This window comes from Plantibacter sp. CFBP 8804, assembly GCF_014841225.1.
Lineage (GTDB): Bacteria > Actinomycetota > Actinomycetes > Actinomycetales > Microbacteriaceae > Plantibacter > Plantibacter auratus.
In genome coordinates this window covers 13,127-34,263 of record NZ_JACYTU010000003.1, presented here as the reverse complement: position 1 = coordinate 34,263, position 21,137 = coordinate 13,127, and the positions used below count along the sequence as shown (strand labels likewise).

General features: G+C 70.7%; 16 protein-coding genes and 1 pseudogene. 16 read left to right on the top strand and 1 reads right to left on the bottom strand.

Annotation, left to right across the window (positions count from 1 at the left end):
• Positions 1–94 precede the first annotated feature (94 nt).
• Positions 95–862 (top strand): hypothetical protein, encoded by a 768-nt coding sequence (locus IFU11_RS08290; RefSeq protein ID WP_192018650.1) that lies wholly within the window; start codon positions 95–97, stop codon positions 860–862.
• Between the two features lie 14 nt (positions 863–876).
• On the opposite strand, the gene IFU11_RS08285 is transcribed toward IFU11_RS08290, so the two are convergent.
• A complete protein-coding gene (locus IFU11_RS08285; RefSeq protein WP_192018649.1) occupies positions 877–1,872 on the bottom strand; it encodes an amidase domain-containing protein in 996 nt (331 codons plus the stop codon).
• Between the two features lie 262 nt (positions 1,873–2,134).
• Here IFU11_RS08285 and IFU11_RS08280 point away from each other — a divergent pair, with 262 nt between their 5' ends.
• The 15 genes and pseudogenes from IFU11_RS08280 (at position 2,135) to IFU11_RS08210 (ending at position 21,113) form a co-directional block, all read left to right on the top strand.
• Positions 2,135–3,169 carry a hypothetical protein gene (locus tag IFU11_RS08280; RefSeq protein ID WP_191940611.1) on the top strand — a complete coding sequence of 345 codons (1,035 nt, stop codon included), beginning with the start codon at positions 2,135–2,137 and terminating at the stop codon, positions 3,167–3,169.
• A gap of 2 nt (positions 3,170–3,171) precedes the next feature.
• A complete protein-coding gene (locus IFU11_RS08275; protein WP_137242178.1) occupies positions 3,172–3,660 on the top strand; it encodes a DUF6121 family protein in 489 nt (162 codons plus the stop codon).
• A gap of 168 nt (positions 3,661–3,828) precedes the next feature.
• Positions 3,829–5,151: an FHA domain-containing protein gene (locus tag IFU11_RS08270; protein ID WP_192018648.1), complete on the top strand. Its 1,323-nt coding sequence runs from the start codon at positions 3,829–3,831 to the stop codon at positions 5,149–5,151.
• Between the two features lie 135 nt (positions 5,152–5,286).
• The gene (locus tag IFU11_RS08265; protein WP_137242176.1) at positions 5,287–5,562 is read left to right on the top strand and encodes a hypothetical protein; all 276 of its coding nucleotides are present in this window, start codon (positions 5,287–5,289) and stop codon (positions 5,560–5,562) included.
• Positions 5,562–7,826: a hypothetical protein gene (locus tag IFU11_RS08260; protein WP_192018647.1), complete on the top strand. Its 2,265-nt coding sequence runs from the start codon at positions 5,562–5,564 to the stop codon at positions 7,824–7,826. The genes IFU11_RS08265 and IFU11_RS08260 overlap by 1 nt, the downstream gene beginning before the upstream one ends.
• Before the next feature lie 194 nt (positions 7,827–8,020).
• The gene (locus tag IFU11_RS08255; protein WP_137242174.1) at positions 8,021–8,455 is read left to right on the top strand and encodes a hypothetical protein; all 435 of its coding nucleotides are present in this window, start codon (positions 8,021–8,023) and stop codon (positions 8,453–8,455) included.
• 106 nt (positions 8,456–8,561) lie between these two features.
• Positions 8,562–13,082: an FtsK/SpoIIIE domain-containing protein gene (locus tag IFU11_RS08250; protein WP_192018646.1), complete on the top strand. Its 4,521-nt coding sequence runs from the start codon at positions 8,562–8,564 to the stop codon at positions 13,080–13,082.
• A 121-nt stretch (positions 13,083–13,203) separates the two neighbouring features.
• Positions 13,204–13,500 carry a WXG100 family type VII secretion target gene (locus IFU11_RS08245; protein WP_192018645.1) on the top strand — a complete coding sequence of 99 codons (297 nt, stop codon included), beginning with the start codon at positions 13,204–13,206 and terminating at the stop codon, positions 13,498–13,500.
• A gap of 119 nt (positions 13,501–13,619) precedes the next feature.
• A pseudogene (locus IFU11_RS08240) lies at positions 13,620–14,117 on the top strand (hypothetical protein); the annotation flags it as partial.
• Positions 14,117–15,061 carry a hypothetical protein gene (locus tag IFU11_RS08235; RefSeq protein WP_192018644.1) on the top strand — a complete coding sequence of 315 codons (945 nt, stop codon included), beginning with the start codon at positions 14,117–14,119 and terminating at the stop codon, positions 15,059–15,061. The pseudogene IFU11_RS08240 and the gene IFU11_RS08235, both read left to right, overlap by 1 nt.
• Positions 15,058–16,707 carry a hypothetical protein gene (locus IFU11_RS08230; RefSeq protein ID WP_192018643.1) on the top strand — a complete coding sequence of 550 codons (1,650 nt, stop codon included), beginning with the start codon at positions 15,058–15,060 and terminating at the stop codon, positions 16,705–16,707. Before IFU11_RS08235 ends, IFU11_RS08230 begins: the two co-directional genes overlap by 4 nt.
• 61 nt (positions 16,708–16,768) lie before the next feature.
• The gene (locus IFU11_RS08225; RefSeq protein WP_191940619.1) at positions 16,769–17,281 is read left to right on the top strand and encodes a hypothetical protein; all 513 of its coding nucleotides are present in this window, start codon (positions 16,769–16,771) and stop codon (positions 17,279–17,281) included.
• Positions 17,278–18,099, top strand: a complete 822-nt coding sequence (locus IFU11_RS08220; RefSeq protein ID WP_137242168.1) for a PP2C family protein-serine/threonine phosphatase — start codon at positions 17,278–17,280, stop codon at positions 18,097–18,099. Before IFU11_RS08225 ends, IFU11_RS08220 begins: the two co-directional genes overlap by 4 nt.
• 10 nt (positions 18,100–18,109) lie before the next feature.
• Positions 18,110–19,468 (top strand): FHA domain-containing protein, encoded by a 1,359-nt coding sequence (locus tag IFU11_RS08215; RefSeq protein ID WP_192018642.1) that lies wholly within the window; start codon positions 18,110–18,112, stop codon positions 19,466–19,468.
• A gap of 1 nt (position 19,469) precedes the next feature.
• Positions 19,470–21,113, top strand: coding sequence for a serine/threonine-protein kinase (locus IFU11_RS08210; protein WP_192018641.1), 1,644 nt, complete (start codon positions 19,470–19,472; stop codon positions 21,111–21,113).
• The last annotated feature ends 24 nt before the right edge of the window (positions 21,114–21,137 follow it).

Here is a 21,137-nt window from a genome sequence, read left to right as displayed (position 1 = left end):
CCGGGGCGAGCGAATGCCCGTTCGCCCCGGAATGGGCGAACGAATCGGGCATCGGTGAGTTGTGTGGCGGGTCTCTGCACGACATGCTGGTCCGATGAGTGATCAGCCCGAGCAGCCCACCGGCCAGTTCCAGCCGCTGGAGCCGGACGCGACCCCGGTGCAGCCAGACGTCCGCTACGGCGCTCCGGCACCCAAGCGGAAGCGCAATCCGGTCGTGATCGGCTTGAGCGTGCTCGCCGGCGTGCTGGCGATCGCGCTCATCGTCGTCATCGGGCTCCTGGTCGTCGGCCCAGGCGGCACTCCCGCAGCCGATTCGACCCGCACACCGAGCGCGACGGCGACCGCCGGCTCCACTCCTGCTCCGACCACGACGGACGCCGCCGAGACCCCTGCTGCACCGGTGCGTCCGACCGAGTGCACACAGCTCTTCCCCGCCGGCTACATCGAGTCACTGACCGCTGACGGTTTCCTCGAGTTGAATCCCGCCTGGTCGCAGCCGCTGTTGTCCGAGAGTTTCGGGTCGAACGACGAGGCCCTGGTGGCCTTGCTCACCCCGACGGACCGACTCACGTGTGACCTCACGAAGGCGAGTGGTGCCGGTGAGGTCTTCATTCTCACGAACGTGGCCCAGGTGGAGGGGGACGTCCAAGCGGCGGCGGTGGCCAGGATGTCCGAAGCCGGGTTCACCTGTTCCGAGGAGACCGGCGGGACGATGTGTTTCACGGAACGTGCCGACCCCTCAGGGAACACCGTCGGTGAGCGCCATTTCCTGCGTGACGGCACCTGGGTGGCCACCCGCTGGGCGAATGTCGCCATCACCGGTTGGACGCAGACCATCGTCTCGACGCTGTTCCCCGCCTGACACCGAACAGCGGGCTAGGCGATGCTCCAGTAGTACACGGAGGCGCCGGGGTGGATGACGGTGATCGCCTCGTCGACGGTTCGGTAGTCGGTGTCGTCGGTGTGCCCCGCGTAGTACACCTGGGTGCCGGCGTCCGTGGTCTCGACCTTGGACACGATGCCCGTGTGGTCGCGGTCGCCGCTGTTGTCCCAGTCGAACTGCACGATGTCGCCGACCTTGACCTGGTCGCGCTGGGTGTCGTCGAGGGCGGTGGCGAGCTCGGGGTGCTCCTCGACGTAGTTCATGAAGAACGTCGAGCTGACCCAGGTCTTCGAGAAGTCGAAGTCGTCGCCGGTCCCTTCGGCCCACCAGTCCTCGTCCATCGTCCACCCGCGTTCCAGCAGACTCTGGCTGGCGAAGTTCGCGCAGTCGGTGTCGACCAGTGAGCCGTATTCAGCCAGGTTGTAGTCGTTCCAGTGCGTGAACACGTAGGCCATCTGCGCGTCGACGGGGCTCGTGATGTCGTAGCTGTAGCTCAGCGCATCACCGTCGACCCGGAGATCGTCCGCGTAGACGGCGATGCCGACGTCGGCGGGGGAGAAGCCGGTGGCTGCCGGCACGGCGACGGTCACCTCGGTGCTCGTCGCCGACAGGATCCGGGCTTCCTCCTCGCCGAACACGACGCGGGTCACGCCGTCCACGTCGACACCGCTCACGGTCAGGGTGCTCCCGCCTGCGACGGATCCGGTCGTGGCGGAGATCGCGGTGACCGCCGTGGCGTTGACCGTGGAGGCAGGGACCGTGGACGTCGTCCCGTCCAGAGCCTGCGCGGCCGGCTCGGATCCGGTCGCGTCGGAGTGCTGCAGCGCGACCGGGGTGATCACCGCGGTGGCGAGGAGGAGGACGGCTCCGGCAGCGGTACCGGCGACCACGCGTCGCCCGCGCAGGGGGAGGGCGCGGTAGCGGGAGGAGAGCCGCTTGAAGGGGGAGCGGGATTCGACGTGACGGTCGTGGGGGAGTTGCTCGGGCATGGGGCCTTTCCGGGGGATGCGCCGTCGGGGGATCGGCGTCGCGGGATCGGCAGTGATCCGACAGGTGTCTGTTATCGCTCCCACTCAAGCGCGCGGAGCTGAGGAGACCGTTTCCTCCGGATATGAATCAGACCTGAATCGCGTCGACGGGAGTGCGCGAGTCCCGGCGAGCTTGCCGGGCATCGGTGCCCCGGCTTGCTACCGTGGCGAGCGGAGCGCCGTGAGGGCGCTCCTGAACTGGCTTCCGCCGAAGGAGTACGCGATGAGCACCCAGAACCCCGAGCCCGGATCGCCGACCGACCCGAGCACTCCGGCGGCTGCCCAGACCGCGGCTGGCTCCGAGCGTCCGGCGACCGCGTCCGAGCAGTCCGTGGCCGAGCGGCCCGGAGCTGAGCGGGACATCCTCTCCGAGGACACCGTGCAGCAGGACATCATCACCACGGCGGACGGCGTCGGAGCGGACCCGGTCGTCGACGACCGTCGGGTCGCCGACCGCGACGACACGGCGTCGGATGCCGGCGTGCGGGAGACCCGCCCGTACCAGCCGCATACGCCGCAGCGCGCGTACTCGAACATCGACTTCGACGACGACGACACCTCCGGTACCCCGACGTCGACGGCGACCACCCGACAGGCCGACACCGGTGCCCACCCGTACCCCGCCGCCGCATACGAGCCGGTCGCCCGCTCCGGCGCGACCGAGACCGCCACCGCAGCGGAGACCGAGCAGCAGCAGGCCTTCCCGCTGTACGTCCAGGCGCCGTCCGAGCCGGAGGTCCGCGGCAACCGCGGCTTCGGCATCCTCATCGGTCTCCTCGGCACCATCATCTTCGCCGCCCTCTACGCAGCAGCCGTCGCGGGCCTTCAGCTGGTGCTGGAAGGCGACGGCACGTTCGTCGAGAACCTCATCCAGATCGCCACGAGCTGGCCGTTCCTCATGGCCGCCGCAGGCTTCTTCCTGGCCTGGGTCGTCACGGCGACCATCGTGAACCGTTCCGGCTGGGTGCACTGGGTGCTCGGCGGCTTCATCATCGGCCTGGTCGTCTTCCTCGCGTGGGTCGGCGGGTTCCTGATCCAGGAGCGCGCGTGGACCCTCAGCGTCGACGAGATCCTCGCCGAGGTCACCGGTGTCGCCTTCACCTTCGGGCCGGTCCTCGCCTTCGTCGTCGCCCGCGAGATCCCCGTCTGGCTCGGTGGCTGGATCGCCGCCCGCGGCCGCAAGGTGCGCGAGGCGAACCTCGAGGCCCGCGCCGAGTACGAGCGCGTCCTCGAGGCCGGACCGACGACCGCCCGCTGAGCATGACCGGTGACGCGGACGGAGCGCGCGGTCCCTGGTGGATCGCCCCGTTCGCGGCGGTCACCTACGTGGCGCTCGTCGTCTGCGCGTTCGGGTTCATCAGCCTGCTGGCGGACCTCGACGTCGTGACCGACCGGGATGCCGGCCCGCTGACCGGTCCGCTCATGGTCGTGGTCGCCACGATCGTGGTCCTCTGGGCGATCATCCGTGAGACGCGCCGCACACCGCTGCGCGTCTCGGTCGGCTCCGCGGTCCTCGCGGGGCTCCTCGCCTGGCTCGCGTACGGCCTGAGCGGCGGCGTGTTCGACGCGATCGCGAGCCGGGACGGAGCGGACGCCGCCGCCTTCGCCGTGACGACACTGACCGGGCCGTTCTCGGTCACCGTCGGGGTGCTGGCGGTCGTCATCGTCCTCGCTGCCGCCGCCGTCGCGACGTCGTCGACCGGCCGACGTCCGACCCCGCGCTGGCCGTGGGAGCACGACGCGCGGTGAGCCGATGCGACGTCCGCCCCGGTTCGCGCGAGGTGCGCCTCTCGTCCCTCCCCACGAGGGCGACGGCGTAGGCGATAATCGATCCGTTGCCGTTGCCGTTGCCGTTGCCGTTGCCGTTGCCGTTGCCGTTGCCGTCGTCGGCCGACGGCGCTTGGGGAGGAACCACCGATGAGATCACCCGACCTGACCGACACCGGTCTGGATCTCGACCTCGCGGGGACCGCCGACGACGTCGTCGCGCTCGTCCAACGTGCGGTCGCCGCCTCCGGTGAGGATGCGCAGCAGACCAGGCACTACGTCGCGATCGACGGTGGGACGAGCGCGGACATCCGCCTGCGGGTCGTCTCGGTCGACGATCCGGCTCCACTGCTCGCCTTCGCGATCACGACCGCCCCGTCCGCACGGGGAACGGCCGCCGCGACGTTCATCATGCAGCACGGCGTCCAGAAGCGCCGGCGTCAGCGCTCGTTGCTCGGACAGGAGCCGTTCCTGACCTTCCTGCGCGCGCTCGCCGAGCTGGTGAGCGAGTCCGATCCTGACGCCTCGGCCACTCTGCGCGTGCACGGTGCTCGGACCGTCCTCGCTCCGCGTCCCGCAGCGGCGCCGACGAGCGCAGAAGCGTCTCCTGCAGGTGCGCCCACATACGTCCCCGTCACGGACGGACCGGTCGCCCCGGGATGGGGTCCGATGACCGCCGATGCGCCGACACCGTCCCCTGCCGTCTCGACACCGACGTCCGCCGAGCCGGCTCCGGTCTTCGAGGCTCCGGCGGTCCAGGTGTCGGCTCCTGAGCGTGCCGTTCCCGAGACTCCGGTCCCTGGGGCCCCGGCTCCCGCAGCTCCGGCTCCCGAACCGACGTGGGCTCCCGCGGGCTCCGCGCATGAAGGGACCCCGGTCGTCGTCACGCCACCTGCTGCCGAGCCGCAGTTCCGCGAGCCGCCGGTCGCACCCGCTCAGACACGCGCCCCGGCCGCATCGACGTCCTCGGTCCCACCGGAGCTGCAGATCACCGTTCCCCCGGGACTGTTCGCCGGTGCACCGGCATCCCCGGGTGCGCCGGAGCCGAACGCGCCGGCGCCGGCGCGGCCGGTGGCGGACGCCGTGATCCCGACGCCGGAAGCAGATCTCGGTGCCACCGTCGTCTCGGCGTCGCTGCGAGCCGGGGACTTCGCGCTCGAGCTGCCCGACGGCGAGCGCATCCCGCTCCGCGGGCCGATCCTGCTCGGACGCAACCCTGCGGCGCGGCCGGAACAGCCCGACGCCGAGCTGCGCTCGCTCGTCGACCCGCGCATGTCCGTCTCGAAGACGCACACGGTCGTCGTACCCGGACGACGGTCGCTCCGCGTGACGGACCTGCACTCCACGAACGGCACGACGATCACGGACGCGTCCGGCGCGGTCACCGTCTGCCAGCCAGGCGAGGCCTACGTCGCGGAAGCCGGTTCGACCATCGGGATCGGCGAGTTCCCGATCCGCGTCGTCGTCGGCTGAGAACGTCGTCGGGCATGGGGAGTGCTCCCCATCGTCGCCTCCCGAGCTCTCGGATACGCTGGTGGCCGGCGGGGCGAAACCCGCTGTCGGTGACCGTCAAACGGTCGCCGGTTCCGTGACGACCCAAGGGGAACTATGGCCGGGGATCAGCTCAGAGTCGACGTCGACACCATTCGGACGATCGCGTCCGGACTGGAGACGAGCGGTTACGCCCTCCCGACCGAGGTGGCCGTCGACCTGAGTGGAAGCTCCAGCTCGACTGTCTCAGGCGCCGCCGAGAGTTTCGCCATGTGGGCGACCGTGCAGACGATGCTCGCGTCGGGTCAGATCACGAACGCCGCGCAGATCGCCAGGGACGCCGCGGCCACGTGGCAGGAGACCGAGGCACTGATGGCAGAAGGAGCCAACTGATGGGGAACTGGACGAGGGAGGATCCGGGACTCTTCGACGCCGGATCGCTCGGAACGGCCGCGACCGGCCTGCAGACCGTGGAGACGGCCCTCGGCGAGGCTCGGACGGCCGCGACCAACGCGCAGGCGGGTGTGACGCCCGAGGTGTGGGGCGGGGATGCTTCGACCACGTGGATCGCTTCGCTCGACACCCCGGCCGCGACGATCGATGCGGTCACCACCGCCCTGAGCGCAGCTCGGACGGCCATCGGCGCGTATTCCGAGACCGTATCCGGAATCGCCACGCGTGCGACGTCGGTGAAGCAGACCATGTTCGAGTCGAACCAGGTCATCAACCGCCAATACGCGGACCCCGCAGGTGGCCCGACTCCGGAGCAGGCGCAGCACCGCCAGCTGCAGGAGCAGGCGGCGATGGGCGACCTCACGCTGGCCCGCAACGCGCTCGAGGGGTTGGCCGATGAGCGCACCCTGGCTGACAGCACTCTGGTGCTCGCATTGACCCCACCGAACGCGACCGCCTGGGAGGCACAGCGTCAGGCACTCGCCGCCATCGGCATCACCGACTCCGGCTCGCTGACGCCGACCGCAGTGGCACAGGCGATGGCCGAGCTCGGGAACCAGATCGCCTCCGGCGACTATTCCGAGGCGGACGTCTCGAACCTGCAGACGCTCTACGACCTGTACGGCAAGAACCCGCAGGTGATGGCGCAGATGAACCTCGCCATGGGTGGCGAGAACGTCGTGAGCCTGGTCGACGAGCTGGGCCGTGGCGCGTTCGACGGCAGCATCCCGGCCGCCGCAGCTCTCGCGTTGGCGCAGAGCGTGCGTGGCGGCCTGTCGGTCGGCTCGGAACGCTGGTCGCCCCTGACCGGTCAGACCTTCGCCGAAGAGATGATGGCGAACGCCAGCACGACCGTCGGCGGTGACCCCGCGGCGATCGGCTTCCTGTTCGGCGACCCGACGAACGCCCCGATCGGTGTCACCACCACGCTCGCGCTCGCCGACATGATCGATCAGGAGGAGCGCGGGAACTACCACATTTGGCAGGACGGCTCGCCCATGCCGGGTGGCACGACGCTCGCGTTGCTCGAGGAGGAGCAGACCGGTCTCTCCGGTCTCCGGGTCGTCGACCTCGCCGGCCGTGTGCTCGACACGCTGGGTCAATACCCGGACGAGGCGCTCGACTGGCTGACGAGCACTGAGGCGGACGGCGTCACGGGTGAAGGGACGCTCGGTGAGAACCGGGTCGATTACTGGTACGGCGAGCGCGACTGGTCGACGTATGACCAGTTCGAGGGCCCGGCCGGCCTCTGGGCAGGCGCCCAGAACGCCACCGGTGGGCCGGCGGACGGGAGTGGTGCTTACTCCCCGGAAGTGTGGGGGCGTGCCGCGACGTTGACTCACGACGTGATGAACGCGCTGGCCGGCAACGACCAGTTCCTCACTGAGAACATCAGCGAGATCGCGTCGATCAAGATGGTCGCCGCCCTGACACCGCAGATCCCGGGCTTCGTCGAGGATCCGCTGAACGCGGAGGGCGATGACGGCGGCTCGACGCTGGTGTCGCAAGTGTTCGGCACGGGAGATCCGAGAGAGTACGCCCGCGTCTCGAAGTCGGTCCTCGCCGAAATCTTCGGAGCGGTCGGTGACCACCCCGCCGGTGCGGAGGCGCTGCGGGACGTGGTGTCGAGCTACCAGGTCGCTCTCACGGAGGCCGCTTCGGCGGAGAACGCGTCCGTGCCCGGCCTCACGCAGCGTGTCGTCGTCCTCCAAGGCTTGCTCGACGGCGCGGCGGACGGCGCTGCACTCGGCGAGGCCACCCGCCAGGACGAGGCCATCGAGGCGGCACTCGGGATGCTCTCCGACGCCATCGGTCTCATCCCCGTGCCTGGACTCGGCGGTGCCGCGGACATCGCACAGGGCTATGTGCTCGGACAACTGATCGGTGCCGCCGAGGCACATGACGTCGCCGCGTTCGCGAACAACCACGCGACCCTGGCCGAGGAACTCGGTGGGGAGGCGGCCGACAACCGGCAGGCGATCCGGATCATGGTCGCTCAGATCGTGTGGGAATCACAGCGCCCGGAAGGCGTGCCCGACCCGTCCGGACTCGATACGGAGGCGCTCGAGGACTGGTTCCAGGAGAACGAGACGAAGATCAATGCGGCGCTCGATTCGCAGGACGGCGGGTTCAAGATCGACGGCTTCGCCAGCCGCTACAGCGACGCCTATCGCGGGGCCGGCGGACCGGAGGATCCGGAGTGACGATTCGATTGCGCCTGACTGCTGTCGGAGGACTCACCGCCATCCTCATCGCGCTGACCGGGTGCACACCGACCGCGCCATCGACGTCCGGACAACCGTTCCCGGATGTCGTCTGGGCTGACGGAGAGCCTTCGGGCGAATTCGAACAGGATGCTTGGGTTCAAGCGGCTCGGTCGGCGCTGACCGCCCTCGCTGTGGCACAGAACCGCAACGACTTCGAATTGCCGGAGCTGGTCGAATCCACGACGTACGAGGTGCGGTCGGCCGCCTGGCGCGGCGCGCGGGATCGTGTCGAGGCCGGAGAGCGGACCGACGTGCACCCCGGACCGCAGCCGCTGGAACCGCAGAGCGTCGAGGTGTCGGCGGACGGTCGAAGTGCGAGCGTCCAGGCATGCGTCGCGCTCGACTGGTCGTCGCCCCAGGGCACTCCTCCGGAATCCTTCGACACGGCCGGAGCGGAGTACCGCCTCGAGCGCACCGAGGACGGCCGGACCGTCCTCGACGCCATCGTCGGCTTGCCGAACCTCGACTGCGCGACTGCTGATCCCGCCGTCGGGCTGTTCGATCCGGCCCCGAAGGAGTCTTCTGTGACGGATGTCGATCAGATCGTCCGCCCACAGACCGACTGATCTGGTCGGACGTCGGACACGGCGCACTCCGGATCCTGGCTCGCTCCGTCGTCGCTAGGCTGATCGAGGTCGCGTCGAGCGGCCCGCACTTCCAAGGGGATCCTGCATGCGCATCAAGCTGACGTTGACCAGGCCGTCGGGGTCGTCCGCCGACATCGTCGTGACGACGGACGCGGCGGCGAGCATCGCCGAGGTCGCGTCGACCATCGCGCGCGTCGACCCGCAGGGGCCCGATTCCGCGAACGCCGACTTCACGCTGCACGCGCGTCTGCCGGGCTCGACCGAGACCCTGCCGCTCCCGCCGGAGGCTCCCATCGGCGAGGCGTGGGTCGGTTCGGGTGCCGTCATCGAGCTCGCCGACGCGGGTGTGTATTATTCCGCGGCGCGCACCGGCCAGGCGCCTGCCGTCGCCGTCGTGCGGGTCCTCTCCGGCGACGACGCCGGCCGTGAGTTCACCCTGCCGGCCGGCAGCTGGACCATCGGTCGCGAGGCGAGCTGCGACATCGTCCTCGACGATCCGCTCGTCTCGAAGCGTCACGCACGCCTCGAGGTCGGCGGCGAGATCGAACTCGTCGACCTCGGCGCGGCCAACGGCATCGTCGTCGACGGCGGCATCGTCCCACGACTCAAGGTCATCGAGCCGGAGCGCGTGCTCATCGGCGACACTGAGGTCGAGATCGGCTTCGCCGGGACCGTCGGTCGCGCGGGCGTCGTCCCGAAGGCCGGACCGGTGTACTTCAACCGCTCGCCGCGCGTCGAACAGCGCTACGCGGGGGAGACCTTCCCCGCCCCCGAGCCGCCGACCGAGCGCGAGAACCAGCCGTTCCCGCTCCTCGGCATGCTCACGCCCATGCTCCTCGGTGGCGCGATGTACTTCTTCACGAAGAACCCGCTGTCGCTCATCTTCATCGCCATGACGCCGCTCATGCTCATCGGCAATTACTTCACCGGTCGCGGGCGCAACAAGCGCAAGCTCAAGCAGCAGATCAAGATCTTCGACGAACGGCTCGAGTCCCTCGGGAAGCAGCTCGCGGCCGAGCGGGAGATCGAGCACGACGTCCGCATGCGTGAGGCACCGTCCACCTCGGAGGCGCTCAAGCACGCGCTCACGCGGGGGCCGCTGCTGTGGACCAGGCGCCCGGAGCACTGGTCCTTCCTGAACCTCCGGCTCGGCGTCGGCACGATGCCGTCGCGCAACGAGGTCTCGGCGAAGGCCCGCGACAGCTTCCTGCCGGAGTTCCAGGAACGACTCGAGCAGCTCAAGGACCAGTACGCCACCGTCGCCGACGTGCCGATCATCGACAACCTCTACGACGCCGGCGCGCTCGGCATCGCCGGTTCACCGCAGACCGCCGGGGGAGCCGTGAACGGCATCCTCGTCCAGCTCACCGCCCTCCACTCGCCGGCCGAGGTCGTCGTCTCGGCGATCGTCTCGCCCGCGTGGTCGAACGCCCTCTCGTGGGTCAAGTGGCTCCCGCACGCGTCGTCGCCAAACAGCCCGCTCGACGTCGGTCACCTCGCCGACAGCGTGTCGAGCGGCAACCTACTGCTGGCCGCGATCGAGGAACTCGTCCAGACCCGCCTGCAGGCGGCCCGGGCCGGCGACGCCCGACGCGGAGCCATCTCCGAGAAGCAGGCGGCGCAGGAGCGCGGCGCGGAGATCGGGACCAAGAGCTCCAATGACACCGGCACGAAGTCCCCGATCCCCGCGATCGTCCTGCTCATCTCCGACGACGTCGGCGTCGACCGCGCACGCCTCGTCCAGCTCGCCGAGATCGCGGCGGACGCGGGTGTCTTCCCGATCTGGATCGCCGACGACGTCGTCTCACTCCCCGCCGCCTGCCGCACCTTCCTGCAGGTCCCGGAGTCCGGGGCCGGCGTGGACGCACCGGCGACGGTCGGCATGGTCCGCCTCGGCTACTCCGTCGACGACGCGCGCCCGGAGTTCGTCGACCCGGTGACGGCCCTCGATTACGCGCGACGCATGGCGTCCGTGATCGACGCCGGTGCCCTCGTCGAGGACTCGAGCGACCTCCCGCGGTCGGTGTCCATGGTGACGCTGCTCGGCCCGGAGCTCACGACCTCGAGCGACGCCGTGGTCGACCGCTGGCGACAGAACTCCTCGATCCACGACCGCACGCCCGGCCTCCCGCCGAAGCCTCGCCGGGCCGGCCAGCTGCGCGCGACCGTCGGATCGGGCGGTGTCGACGCCATGCACCTCGACCTCCGCGCCCAGGGCCCCCATGCCCTCGTCGGCGGGACGACGGGTGCCGGTAAGAGCGAGTTCCTCCAGGCCTGGGTGCTCGGGATGGCGGCCGAGTACAGCCCCGACCGCGTCTCGTTCCTCTTCGTCGACTACAAGGGCGGCTCGGCCTTCGCGGACTGCGTGACCCTCCCGCACTGCGTCGGACTCGTCACCGACCTCAGCCCGCACCTCGTCCGGCGGGCGCTCACGAGCCTCCGCGCCGAGCTGCACTTCCGCGAGCACCTGCTCAACCGGAAGAAGGCCAAGGACCTCCTCGAGCTCGAGAAGCGGGGCGACCCGGACTCGCCGCCCGCCCTCGTCCTCGTCATCGACGAGTTCGCGGCCCTCGTCGGCGAGGTCCCGGAGTTCGTCGACGGCGTCGTCGACATCGCCCAGCGTGGTCGCTCGCTCGGGATCCACCTCATCATGGCGACCCAGCGGCCTGCCGGCGTCATCAAGGACAACCTGCGCGCCAACACCAACCTCCGCGTCGCGCTGCGCATGGCCGACGAGTCCGACAGCCAGGACGTGGTCGGGGTCAAGGACGCGGCGCACTTCGATCCGGGTGTCCCCGGGCGAGGCATCGCGAAGACCGGTCCCGGCCGCCTGAGCATCTTCCAGTCCGGCTATGCGGGCGGCTGGACGAGCGACGAGCCCAAGCGCTCCGACATCGAGGTCCGGGAGCTGCGCTTCGGCGGTGAGACGCGCTGGGAGGAGCCCCGCGCTGCCGACGCCGAGGAGGAGCGCGACCTCGGCCCCACCGACCAGCAGCGGCTCGTCGCGAGCATCATCGCCGCAGCCGACCGGGCATCGATCCCGGCGCCACGACGGCCCTGGCTCGACGAGCTGGCGCCCGTCTACGACCTCAGCAAGCTCCGTCAGCGGTCCGACGCCGAACTGCTCATCGGTGTCGCCGACCTCCCGGACTCGCAGGAGCAGCGCCCGGTCTACTTCCGGCCGGACGTCGACGGCCACATCGCCGTGTTCGGCACCGGCGGATCGGGCAAGAGCACGGTCCTGCGCACCCTCGCCACGGCGGCTGGCATCACGCCGCGTGGCGGTCCGGTCGAGGTGTACGGCCTCGACTTCGGCGCGGGCAGCCTCCGCATGCTGGAGGCCTTGCCGCACGTCGGCTCGATCATCCCCGGCGACGACCAGGAGCGCGTCATCCGACTGCTCCGCCGGATCAAGGAGATCGTCGACGAGCGCAGCGTCCGGTACGCCGAGGCGAACGCGTCCTCGATCACCGACTATCGCCGCGTCTCGGGTCGCAACGACGAGCGCCGCATCCTGTTGCTCGTCGACGGCTTCCAGTCCTTCCGGCAGGAGTACGAGACGACGCTCGGCCTGTCCTCCTGGTACACGCTGTTCCAGCAGCTCATCACCGACGGCCGGCAGCTCGGCGTGAACATCGCGTTCTCGGCCGACCGCCCGGGCTCCGTCCCGACGAACATCAGCTCCGGTGTGCAGCGACGCGTGGTGCTGCGCCTCGCGGACGAGACCGGCTACCAGCTCCTCGGCGTGCCCAAGGACATCCTCGGCCCCGAGTCGCCCGCCGGCCGGGCGATCGTCGACGGACTCGAGGTCCAGGTCGCGATCCTCGGTGGTTCTCCGGTGCTGTCGGACCAGTCGGTCGCGACGGTCCGGCTCGCGGAGGCCATGTCCCGTGCGGGAGCCACGATCACGGCCCCGCCGATCGGCGCACTGCCGAAGGAGATCGAGGCGCGCGAACTGCCCGAGCGGGTCGGCGACCGCCCCGTACTCGGCATCGGCGACGCCGACCTCGCACCGATCGGGTTCGACCCGACCGGCGCGTTCCTCGTCGGCGGCCCTCCCGGCAGCGGTCGGACGAACGCCGTCGCATCCCTGGTCGGTGCCATGCGACGTTTCGATCCGGCGACGCGCTTCGTCTACTTCGGCTCCAAGCGCTCGGAACTGCTGCGGGAGCTTCGCTTCGACGAGTCGGCCGTCACCCCCGAGACGATCGCCGAGCAGGCGAAGGCGCTGTCCGCGGCGATCGCGGCCGAGACGGTGACCGGCCGGACGGTCGTCGTCATCGAGACGCTGTCGGACTACCTCAACGGCATCGCCGACCCACCGCTCGTGGAGCTCATCAAGGCCATCAAGCGCAGCGACCATCTCGTGATCGCCGAGAACGAGGTGTCGGGCTGGTCGTCGTCCTGGCCGCTCATGGGCGAGATCAAGAGCGCCAGGCGGGGCATCCTGTTGCAGCCGGAGCAGATGGAGGGCGACCTCGTCCTCCGGACGACCTTCCCCCGGCTCGCACGCAAGGACTTCCCGCAGGGGCGCGGAATGTACGCGAACCGCGGTGCGCTGTCGCGCGTGCAGCTGCCGATCGCGCCCGAGTTCCCCGTCTCCTGAGCGGCGTCGTCCCCGGATGGGGACTGCATGGGGAGTGCTCCCCATGTGCTCCCGCGAGGCGTTGTGGTTACATGATGAAGGCACCGACGGTGCCGGTGACCACAACGAAGGAGCAAGACTCATGGCCAACATCAACGTCAACTACAGCGAGATCAAGCAGGCCGCCGTCAACCTGACGACGGGTAAGGGCGAGGTCGAGACCACGCTCACCCGCCTCCAGACCCTCATCAACAACCTCGTGTCCTCCGGGTTCCAGACCGACACCGCGTCCGGCACCTTCAACGAGACCTACACGGCCTTCACGCAGAGCGCGACGGTCACGATTCAGCACCTCGACAAGCTGTCGGGCTACCTCAACAACGCCGTGACCACGCTCGAGCAGACCGACGCAGCTCTCGCTGCCGGCGCCGGCCAGTAGTCACCACCGTCGGCTTCGCTCTGCGCGCCCTCCCGACCAGGTGTCGGTGAGGGCGCGCGGGTTTTCCGGCGAAGGCGACCCACGGCGACAGCGACGCAGCACCACGCGACGAGGAGCGAGCAGTGTACGGCGACACCCAACAGATCCGCCTCCGCGCGACGGAGCTACGAACGCTCGCGACCGAGGTCCGTAGCCGTGCCGGAGACCTCCGCTCGGCCGCCGAGCTCGCGTGGACCTCCACCGCGGCGGAGACCTTCATCGAGCAGCTCGGCACCCGGGCGGTCTCGCTCGAGAACTCGGCGACGCAGCTCGACGACGCGGCCGACAAGCTCGACGCGCACGCGACCGCCGTCGAGCACGTGAAGCAGCTCATCGAGGACGCAGCCCGTTGGGTGGGCGACCGCTGGAACGACGCCGTGAACCTCGTCTCCGGCGCGGTCGAGACCGTCAAGGACGGCGCCGCGAAGGTCTTCGAGTTCTTCGGCCAGGAGGTCCCGGACTTCCTCGTGCACCAGGCCAAGGACATCGTCGCCTCCACGCCATCGCTTCCGACACCCGGTGACCGCAGCTGGCTGGACCTGGCAGACCTCTACCGCAGCCGAGGATGGACCCCCTGATGCCCATGACCCGTACCCGCCCGGCTCCGGCCACGGCAGCCTTCCTGCTGACCGCGGACGAACTCCACGTCCTGGAGCACCGCACCCCGCACATCGTGCTGCCGCCCGCCTTCCACACCGAATGGGGTTCGGACGTGTCGCCCGCTGACGTCCGTGAGCGCGAGCAGCGAGCCGTCGCGCGGCTCCGGGAGCGGCGACTCCTCGCCCGCGGCGACGACAGCCTCCCGGACGACCTCACCGCTGACGTCGATCCCGATTTCGCCGCCTTCCTGTCGATGCCGCAGTTCGCGACGGCGGCCGTCGACGCCTCCTGCTGGACCCTCGACCGGACGGCGATCCAGTCCGTCTCCGTGATCGGCGCGCACGCCCTGGCGCTGTTGCGGACGCAGCGGGTCGACCACTCGGACGCGTCCGTCGCCGAGCACGGCACGGCCGCGCGCGACGAGGACGCCGTCGAGATCCGCGCCTTCGACACCGCCGGGCTGGCCCAGCAACTCCTGCGACCCCTCTCCGCGCTCCACGACGTCCCCGACGCGCGGGGTCGTTCGACCGACGTGGTCGTCCTCCCGCTCGCGGACGCCGAGGCGCTCGTCCTCGCGCTCCGCCAGGACCGACCGGACGTCGTCGGCGCGGTCGTCGAACAGCTCCACAGCCCGCAGGCCGCAGTGCTCCTCGGCGGCGTCGCCCAGCGGATCGACGGCGGCTTCCGGCTCGACGCACTCTCCCGGAGCGGGGAGCCCATGAGACGTTGGACGGACACGTGGCTCCGTGGTGCCGACGGCTGGGTCGCCGTGGCGGTCGACACTCCGGACGTCGAAGCGGCGGGTATGGACCCGTCCACCGTCGCCGAGGGGACCCGGGTCTCGCTCCGGGCCGTCCGTCGCGCGGACATCGTCGCCGAGGTGTTGGCGATCGCCGCGACCATCCAGGGAGCACGGGCATGAGCGGCATCACGGTCTCCGGTGGAGCCGGCGGCGTCGGCGCGAGGCTCGACGACATGCGACTGCAGGCGCAGCAACTCGCCACGTTGTCGACCGAGCTGATCGGGCGTTCGGGCACGGCCGCTGCGAAAGCGGTCGACGGCGACCTGCTCGAATCCATGATCCTGTCGCCGGTGACGGGGGCGGCTGCGGAAGGCGCCATCGTCCTCGCCTCCGGTTCCCTGCTCCTCGTGGCGACCGAGACCGGCGTCTCCGCCGTCTTCCTCGAGGGCGCCGTGGTCGCCTACGAGACCGCCGACCAGCTGATCGCCGCAGCGACCGTCGCACTCCACAACGGGGTCGCCTTCGTCATCGGCGTCCTCGCGGTGCCGGTCGGCCTCGTCGCAGCGGCGGGCGTGGCGGTGGTGGGCGGGGCGTGGATGCTCACCGTGGCAGGCGTCAACGTCGTCGTCGAGGGTGTCGACTCGCTCGTCGAGGGCGCCCAGCAGACGCTGGACCAGATCGGCGACAACCCCTGGCTGCTGCTCTCGCCGGCCGGCGTCGCGGGACTGTTCACCGCCAACTCGATCGCCGCCTACTCACCGCAGGAGGTCATCGACCGGACCGCCGCGACGTATGCGGACGCACTCGCGAGACTGCAGGAACTCGCTCCGATCGCAGGTCAGGCGGCCAACGAATGGTTGGGCGACAACGCGTGGATCGAGGACATCCTCACGGACGGCGCCCCAGGCCTGCTGACCGGCCTCACCTTCCTCCCCGGGCTGTTGCCCGGCTTCAACGGACTCATGTCGGTCGTCACCGGCCAGGGCTGGCCGCCGCTCACCTATGAGCAGGCGATCGACGCCATCGCCACCGGTGGCGGCCGGTTCGGCCTCTTCGACGACGGGCAGGGCGGCCTCGCCATGGATCCCGACGACCCCTCACAGCCGCTCGCCGTGCCTCGGGACCGAACCGTCACCGACCTCGGCGACCTCCTGCAGGGTTCGGCGGACATCGACAAGGGTGAGGACGAGCTCAGCAACATCCGCGTGATCCAGTCGGCCGGACCGCCGCCGAGCTGGATCGTGCAGATCCCGAGCACGCAGGTCTGGGATCCGCACGGTGGCGCGATCTCGAACGACCTCACCTCGGACATCGCTGCCATGCAGGGTGAACAGACGGCGCTCGGACAGGCGGTGAAGGACGCGATGGCCGCCGCCGGCATCCCTCCGACGGACCCGGTGATGCTCGAGGGCTTCAGCCTCGGCGGGATCACCGCCGGGTCGTTGGCCTCGGACCCGGACTTCGGCTACAACGTCACGCACGTCGTCACGGCGGGCTCGCCGATCGCACGGTTCGACATCCCCGACGACGTGCAGGTCCTCTCGATGGAGTTCAACGAGGATCCGGTCGCCCGGCTCGACGGACAGGGGAACCCGGACTCGGCCAACTGGACGACGGTCCAGGGTGACGCCCCGCGACTGGGCGGCGTCAACCCGGAACAGCAGGATCCGGGGATCGCGAGTGCCCACAACGCGCAGCGGTACGAGATGATGGCGGACGAGACGTCGTCGTCGGGAGACCCGAGCGTCGACGCCTACCTGGACTCGGCGAGCGGCTTCTTCAGCGGTGATCAACAGGTGACCGACTACAGTCCTACGCGGAGATGATCGACCGCGGCCCGACACCGGGTCGCCCGTCCACAGCCCGTTCCCGACCGTGAGGCCTTCCATGCGCATCAGCACCATCGTCCGATCCGGCGCCGTGTCGGTCGTCCTGTTGGGGCTCCTCACCGCCTGCGGGACCGCAGCGCCGACGGCGCAACGCACCCCGGCCCGCACCTCGGACCGGACGCTGGCCGCCGTCGAGGAAGCGGTCGCCGAGATCCCCGGGGCCGACTTCACGGCCGCCCGCGCCTGGGACGGCACGACGGCGTACGTCACCGCGACGCTCTCGGCGACCGACGCCTTCACCGGCGACCCCGGTGCCCTCGTGGACTACTCCCTCGCGCAGCTCGCGTCCCAGGACGAGGTCGACCGCGGGCGCTTCGTGCGATTCGCCTTCGACGCCCCCGGGCAGACCGTCGAGTCGACGATCGCCATCCTCGCGACGCTGGACATCGCCTCCGAGCAGTACGCCGGTGGCGATTCCGTGGAGCTCTCGAGCTCCGACCTCGACGCGAGGTACGGAAGCTGGCCGGGCGAGGTACCGACCCTCCCCGCCGCGTTGGGCGGTGCGGGATGACGACGATCGAGACCGCGCGGTCCACGCACACCCTGCGCAGCGAGGGCCGGACCGACACCGGGCTGGTCCGACGCCTGAACGAGGACGCGTTCTACGCCGGCGCGCCCGCCTTCGTGGTCGCCGACGGCATGGGCGGGCACGAACGCGGCGAGGTCGCGAGCCGTGAGGTCGCGGCGGCGCTCGAACGCGGCATCCCGATCGGCATGCCGACGACGACCGAGGCGGTCGTGACCACGATCGTCGCCGCCAACGCGGTCATCCGCAGCATCCCCACGCCGAACGGGGTCATCGGCACGACCGTCGCGGGCCTCGCGCTCGTGGCGCTGTCGCCGCAGACCGACCTCCACTGGATGGTGTTCAACGTGGGGGACTCCCGGGTCTACACCTGGGCCGACGGCGCACTCCGTCGGATCACCGTCGACCACTCGGCCGTCCAGGAACTCGTCGACGCCGGCTCCATCACGGAGGCGGAGGCGCGCGAACACCCCGACCGCAACATCGTGACGAAGGCGATCGGCGTCGAGGCCGGCATCGACCCGGACGTCTGGCTCCTCCCCGTCGCCGGGCGGCAGCGCTTCCTGCTGTGTTCGGACGGGCTCACCGGTGAGCTGTCCGACGAACGGATCGCCGAGGTCCTGTCGCAGGGCTTCGAGGGAGCCGCAGACCGCCTCGTGGAGCTCGCGCTGGCCGCCGGCGGACGGGACAACGTGACCGCGCTCGTCGTCGACGTCGTGTCGACCTCGCTGATGTCCAGCGGCCCCGGCTACGATGACGCGGGTGGTCTCGGGTATCTTGAAGAGACGATGCCGCGAGGCTAGAGGAGTGGCCGTGTACTCGTACGAAATGGAACCGGCCGAGGTCCGCCGTTGGCTCGCTGTGGCGGGGCCCGGCAGACTGGTGCTGGTCGACGCCCAGGGAGACGACACCGCCGCTGCCGCATTCGCCGCGGACCTCCCGGGCGACGCGTCGCTGTCGCTGATCGTCGACCGCCTCGCGGCCGGCGGTCTCTCGAACACGCCCGCGTTCGCCGCGGCCGTCTGGGACGGATCGGGCGCGACGGTCATCGTGCGCGGGCTCGCGGCCGCCGTCGTGACGAGCGCCGCCGGGACCGAGACGGTCCTGGGCGCCCGCGCGACCACCTGGGTCGAGGAACACCACGCCGACGCGGTGAGCGTCACGCTCCGGAGCGACCAGCCGAACCCGTCCGGCGTGCGCCTCCCGCTCGGGTCGGGAGCCGTCTGGACGACCTCCATCACGGCGACCCTCGACGAGGAGGCCACGGCTTCCCTCGCCACTCCGACCACCGACGAGCGCCGGCCGACCGAGTCGTCCACGAGCACGCCGACCGCGGCGGAGCAGCTCGCGGCCCCGCCCGTCCCGGCCCCCGCCGAGCCCGCTGCATCCGCGGCGACCTCGGACGATGCGGACGACGAGACGGACGGCGACGAGGCGACCCCGGTTGCGCACGTCGAGCCCGTTCAGCCGCTCCACGTCGTGCCGTCCGTCTCCGACACCCAGTTCTTCCACGACGAGGACGACCCGGACGAGACCCCGTCGACCCCGGAGGAGCCCGTCGACGAGGGTTACGACTTCCTGTTCGGCCAGACCGTGCTCCGTCCGGTCGGTGCGGCGGCGGTCGACGAGGCGGGCGACGCCGAACGCGCGGCGGCCGAGGCGTCGGCGCACCAGCAGGCGGCAGCCACCGCGGTCGCCGCACCGGAACCCGCGGCAGCCGGACCATCGGACCTCGGCGACCACGACGGCCACACGATCCTCGCCGAGGATCTCGCCGCGCTGCGTGCGCGTCGCGCGGCCGAGACCCCGCCCGCACGGTCGTCCACCCCGTCGGCCACGCCGCTCACCTACCTCGAGCTCCCCGGCGGGACTCGCCAGTCGCTCGCCTCGCCCGTCGTGCTCGGCCGGGCGCCGAGCGTCTCGCAGGTCCCGGCGTCGGTCGTCCCGACACTCGTCACGCTCACGGGAGACGACATCTCGCGGAGCCACGTGCGCGTCGCGGTCGAGGGCGGCACGGTCGTCGTCACCGACCTCCACTCGCGGAACGGCACGCAGGTCGTCCTGCCCGGTCAGGCGCCGCAGTCCCTGCGACCGGGGGAGCCGACACCGGTGATCGTCGGGACCGTCATCGACCTCGGCGGCGGCGTCGCGCTGCGCGTCCGAGAGGGCTGACGTGCGCCGCTCACCTTCGCAACCGCCGGCCATCCCCGGGCTGCGGTTCGAACGACAGCTCGGAGCCGGTGGGTTCTCCGACGTCTTCCTGTACGAGCAGCAGTTGCCGCGGCGTCAGGTCGCCGTCAAGGTGCTTCTCGCCGAGCACCTCAGTGAGCAGACCCGCGAGGCCTTCGTCGCCGAGGCGAACCTCATGGCGCAGCTCTCGGCGCACCCGTACATCGTCACGATCTACACGGCGGACGTCGCCCCGGACGGCCGACCGTACCTCGCGATGGAGTACTGCGCGGGGCCGAGCCTCGCAGAGCAGGCGAAGCTGCGGCGGTTCGCCGTCGCCGACGCGCTGCGGACCGGCGTCCGCCTGGCCAGTGCGGTGGCGACCGCACACGCCGCCGGCATCCTCCACCGCGACATCAAGCCGGCCAACGTGCTCACGAACGCGTACGGTTGGCCGGCGCTGACCGACTTCGGCATCTCGCAGGCCGTCGAACTCGAGGTGCCGTCGACGCCCGGCCCCGGGCGGCCGGGCGACGTCGGCTCGACAGGCGCCTCGGGTACCCAGACGGTGGGTCTCTCCATCCCCTGGTCACCGCCCGAGATGTTCGAGGACGAGCCGCATCCCGACGTCCGATCCGACGTCTTCTCCCTGGCCGCGACGGTCTACACGCTGCTCGCCGGACGCACGCCGTTCGAGATTCCCGGGCAGTCGAACGGTGCGGCCGACCTCATCAGCCGGATCGAGCGCGGGACCGTCACCCCGCTCGGGCGCGACGACGCACCGGCGTCCCTCGTCGCGACGCTGCAGAAGGGCCTCGCGAAGGACCGCGCCAACCGTTTCGAGAGCGCCGTCGACTTCGCGCGGGCGCTGCAGCGTGTCGAGATGGAGCTGGCCTACGCGCCGACGCCCATCGACATCCCGAACCTCGTACAGCCGCAGTCGCAGGCCCCCCGACCGGACACGTCCAGCAGCGCGTCGGACGAGACGCGGGTCCGGCAGGTCCCGACGGTCGAGGCCCAGCCCCGACCCGGCGTGCCGAGTGTGCAGCCGTCCATCGGAGACGAGACGGTCGTGCGCTCGGCCGGACCGCTCGTCCAACCGATCCAGCCGTCGGCGCCGATCACCGTCGGAGCGGCCTCGGTGCCCTCCGAGACGATCCGCCGCGACCGCCTCGAGACCGCGGCTGCAGTTCCCACGGAGGATCCCGATGCCGACGCCGCCGGACGGGCCAGACGTCGCCGACTGACCCGCCTCCTCGTCGCGGGCGGCGTCGCGGTGCTTGCGGTCGGCGGTATCGCGGCCGGGATCATCTGGCAGGGCGCCGCCGCCGACCCGAAGCCGACGGCCGCGGCGACCGGGGCGCCCATCCAACTGAGCGACGTCCCCTCGCCGAAGCCGTTCGGGGTGAACATCAGCGAGGACGGCAGCGTCGTGACGTTCATCTGGGACAACCCGGATCCGCAGGACGGCGACTCGTACATCTACCAGGTGACGAGCAGCGGCAAGAACTCGCCGAAGGTACCGACCTCGACGTACGCGGTCGACCTGAAGCCGAGCGCTCCGGGTGCGCAGCTGTGCATCGAGGTGGTGATCGTCCGAGGCGGCGTCACCTCACCCGATCCACTCGAGATGTGCTCGCAGCAGTAGCTGGAGCGAGACGATGACCGACCA

Coding starts and splice junctions, on each gene's coding strand:
- IFU11_RS08290 (WP_192018650.1), top strand. CDS start 95: ATGAGTGATCAGCCCGAGCAGCCCACCGGCCAGTTCCAGCCGCTGGAG.
- IFU11_RS08265 (WP_137242176.1), top strand. CDS start 5,287: ATGGCCGGGGATCAGCTCAGAGTCGACGTCGACACCATTCGGACGATC.
- IFU11_RS08225 (WP_191940619.1), top strand. CDS start 16,769: ATGCGCATCAGCACCATCGTCCGATCCGGCGCCGTGTCGGTCGTCCTG.
- IFU11_RS08260 (WP_192018647.1), top strand. CDS start 5,562: ATGGGGAACTGGACGAGGGAGGATCCGGGACTCTTCGACGCCGGATCG.
- IFU11_RS08235 (WP_192018644.1), top strand. CDS start 14,117: ATGCCCATGACCCGTACCCGCCCGGCTCCGGCCACGGCAGCCTTCCTG.
- IFU11_RS08280 (WP_191940611.1), top strand. CDS start 2,135: ATGAGCACCCAGAACCCCGAGCCCGGATCGCCGACCGACCCGAGCACT.
- IFU11_RS08250 (WP_192018646.1), top strand. CDS start 8,562: ATGCGCATCAAGCTGACGTTGACCAGGCCGTCGGGGTCGTCCGCCGAC.
- IFU11_RS08270 (WP_192018648.1), top strand. CDS start 3,829: ATGAGATCACCCGACCTGACCGACACCGGTCTGGATCTCGACCTCGCG.
- IFU11_RS08230 (WP_192018643.1), top strand. CDS start 15,058: ATGAGCGGCATCACGGTCTCCGGTGGAGCCGGCGGCGTCGGCGCGAGG.
- IFU11_RS08285 (WP_192018649.1), bottom strand. CDS start 1,872: ATGCCCGAGCAACTCCCCCACGACCGTCACGTCGAATCCCGCTCCCCC.
- IFU11_RS08245 (WP_192018645.1), top strand. CDS start 13,204: ATGGCCAACATCAACGTCAACTACAGCGAGATCAAGCAGGCCGCCGTC.
- IFU11_RS08275 (WP_137242178.1), top strand. CDS start 3,172: ATGACCGGTGACGCGGACGGAGCGCGCGGTCCCTGGTGGATCGCCCCG.
- IFU11_RS08220 (WP_137242168.1), top strand. CDS start 17,278: ATGACGACGATCGAGACCGCGCGGTCCACGCACACCCTGCGCAGCGAG.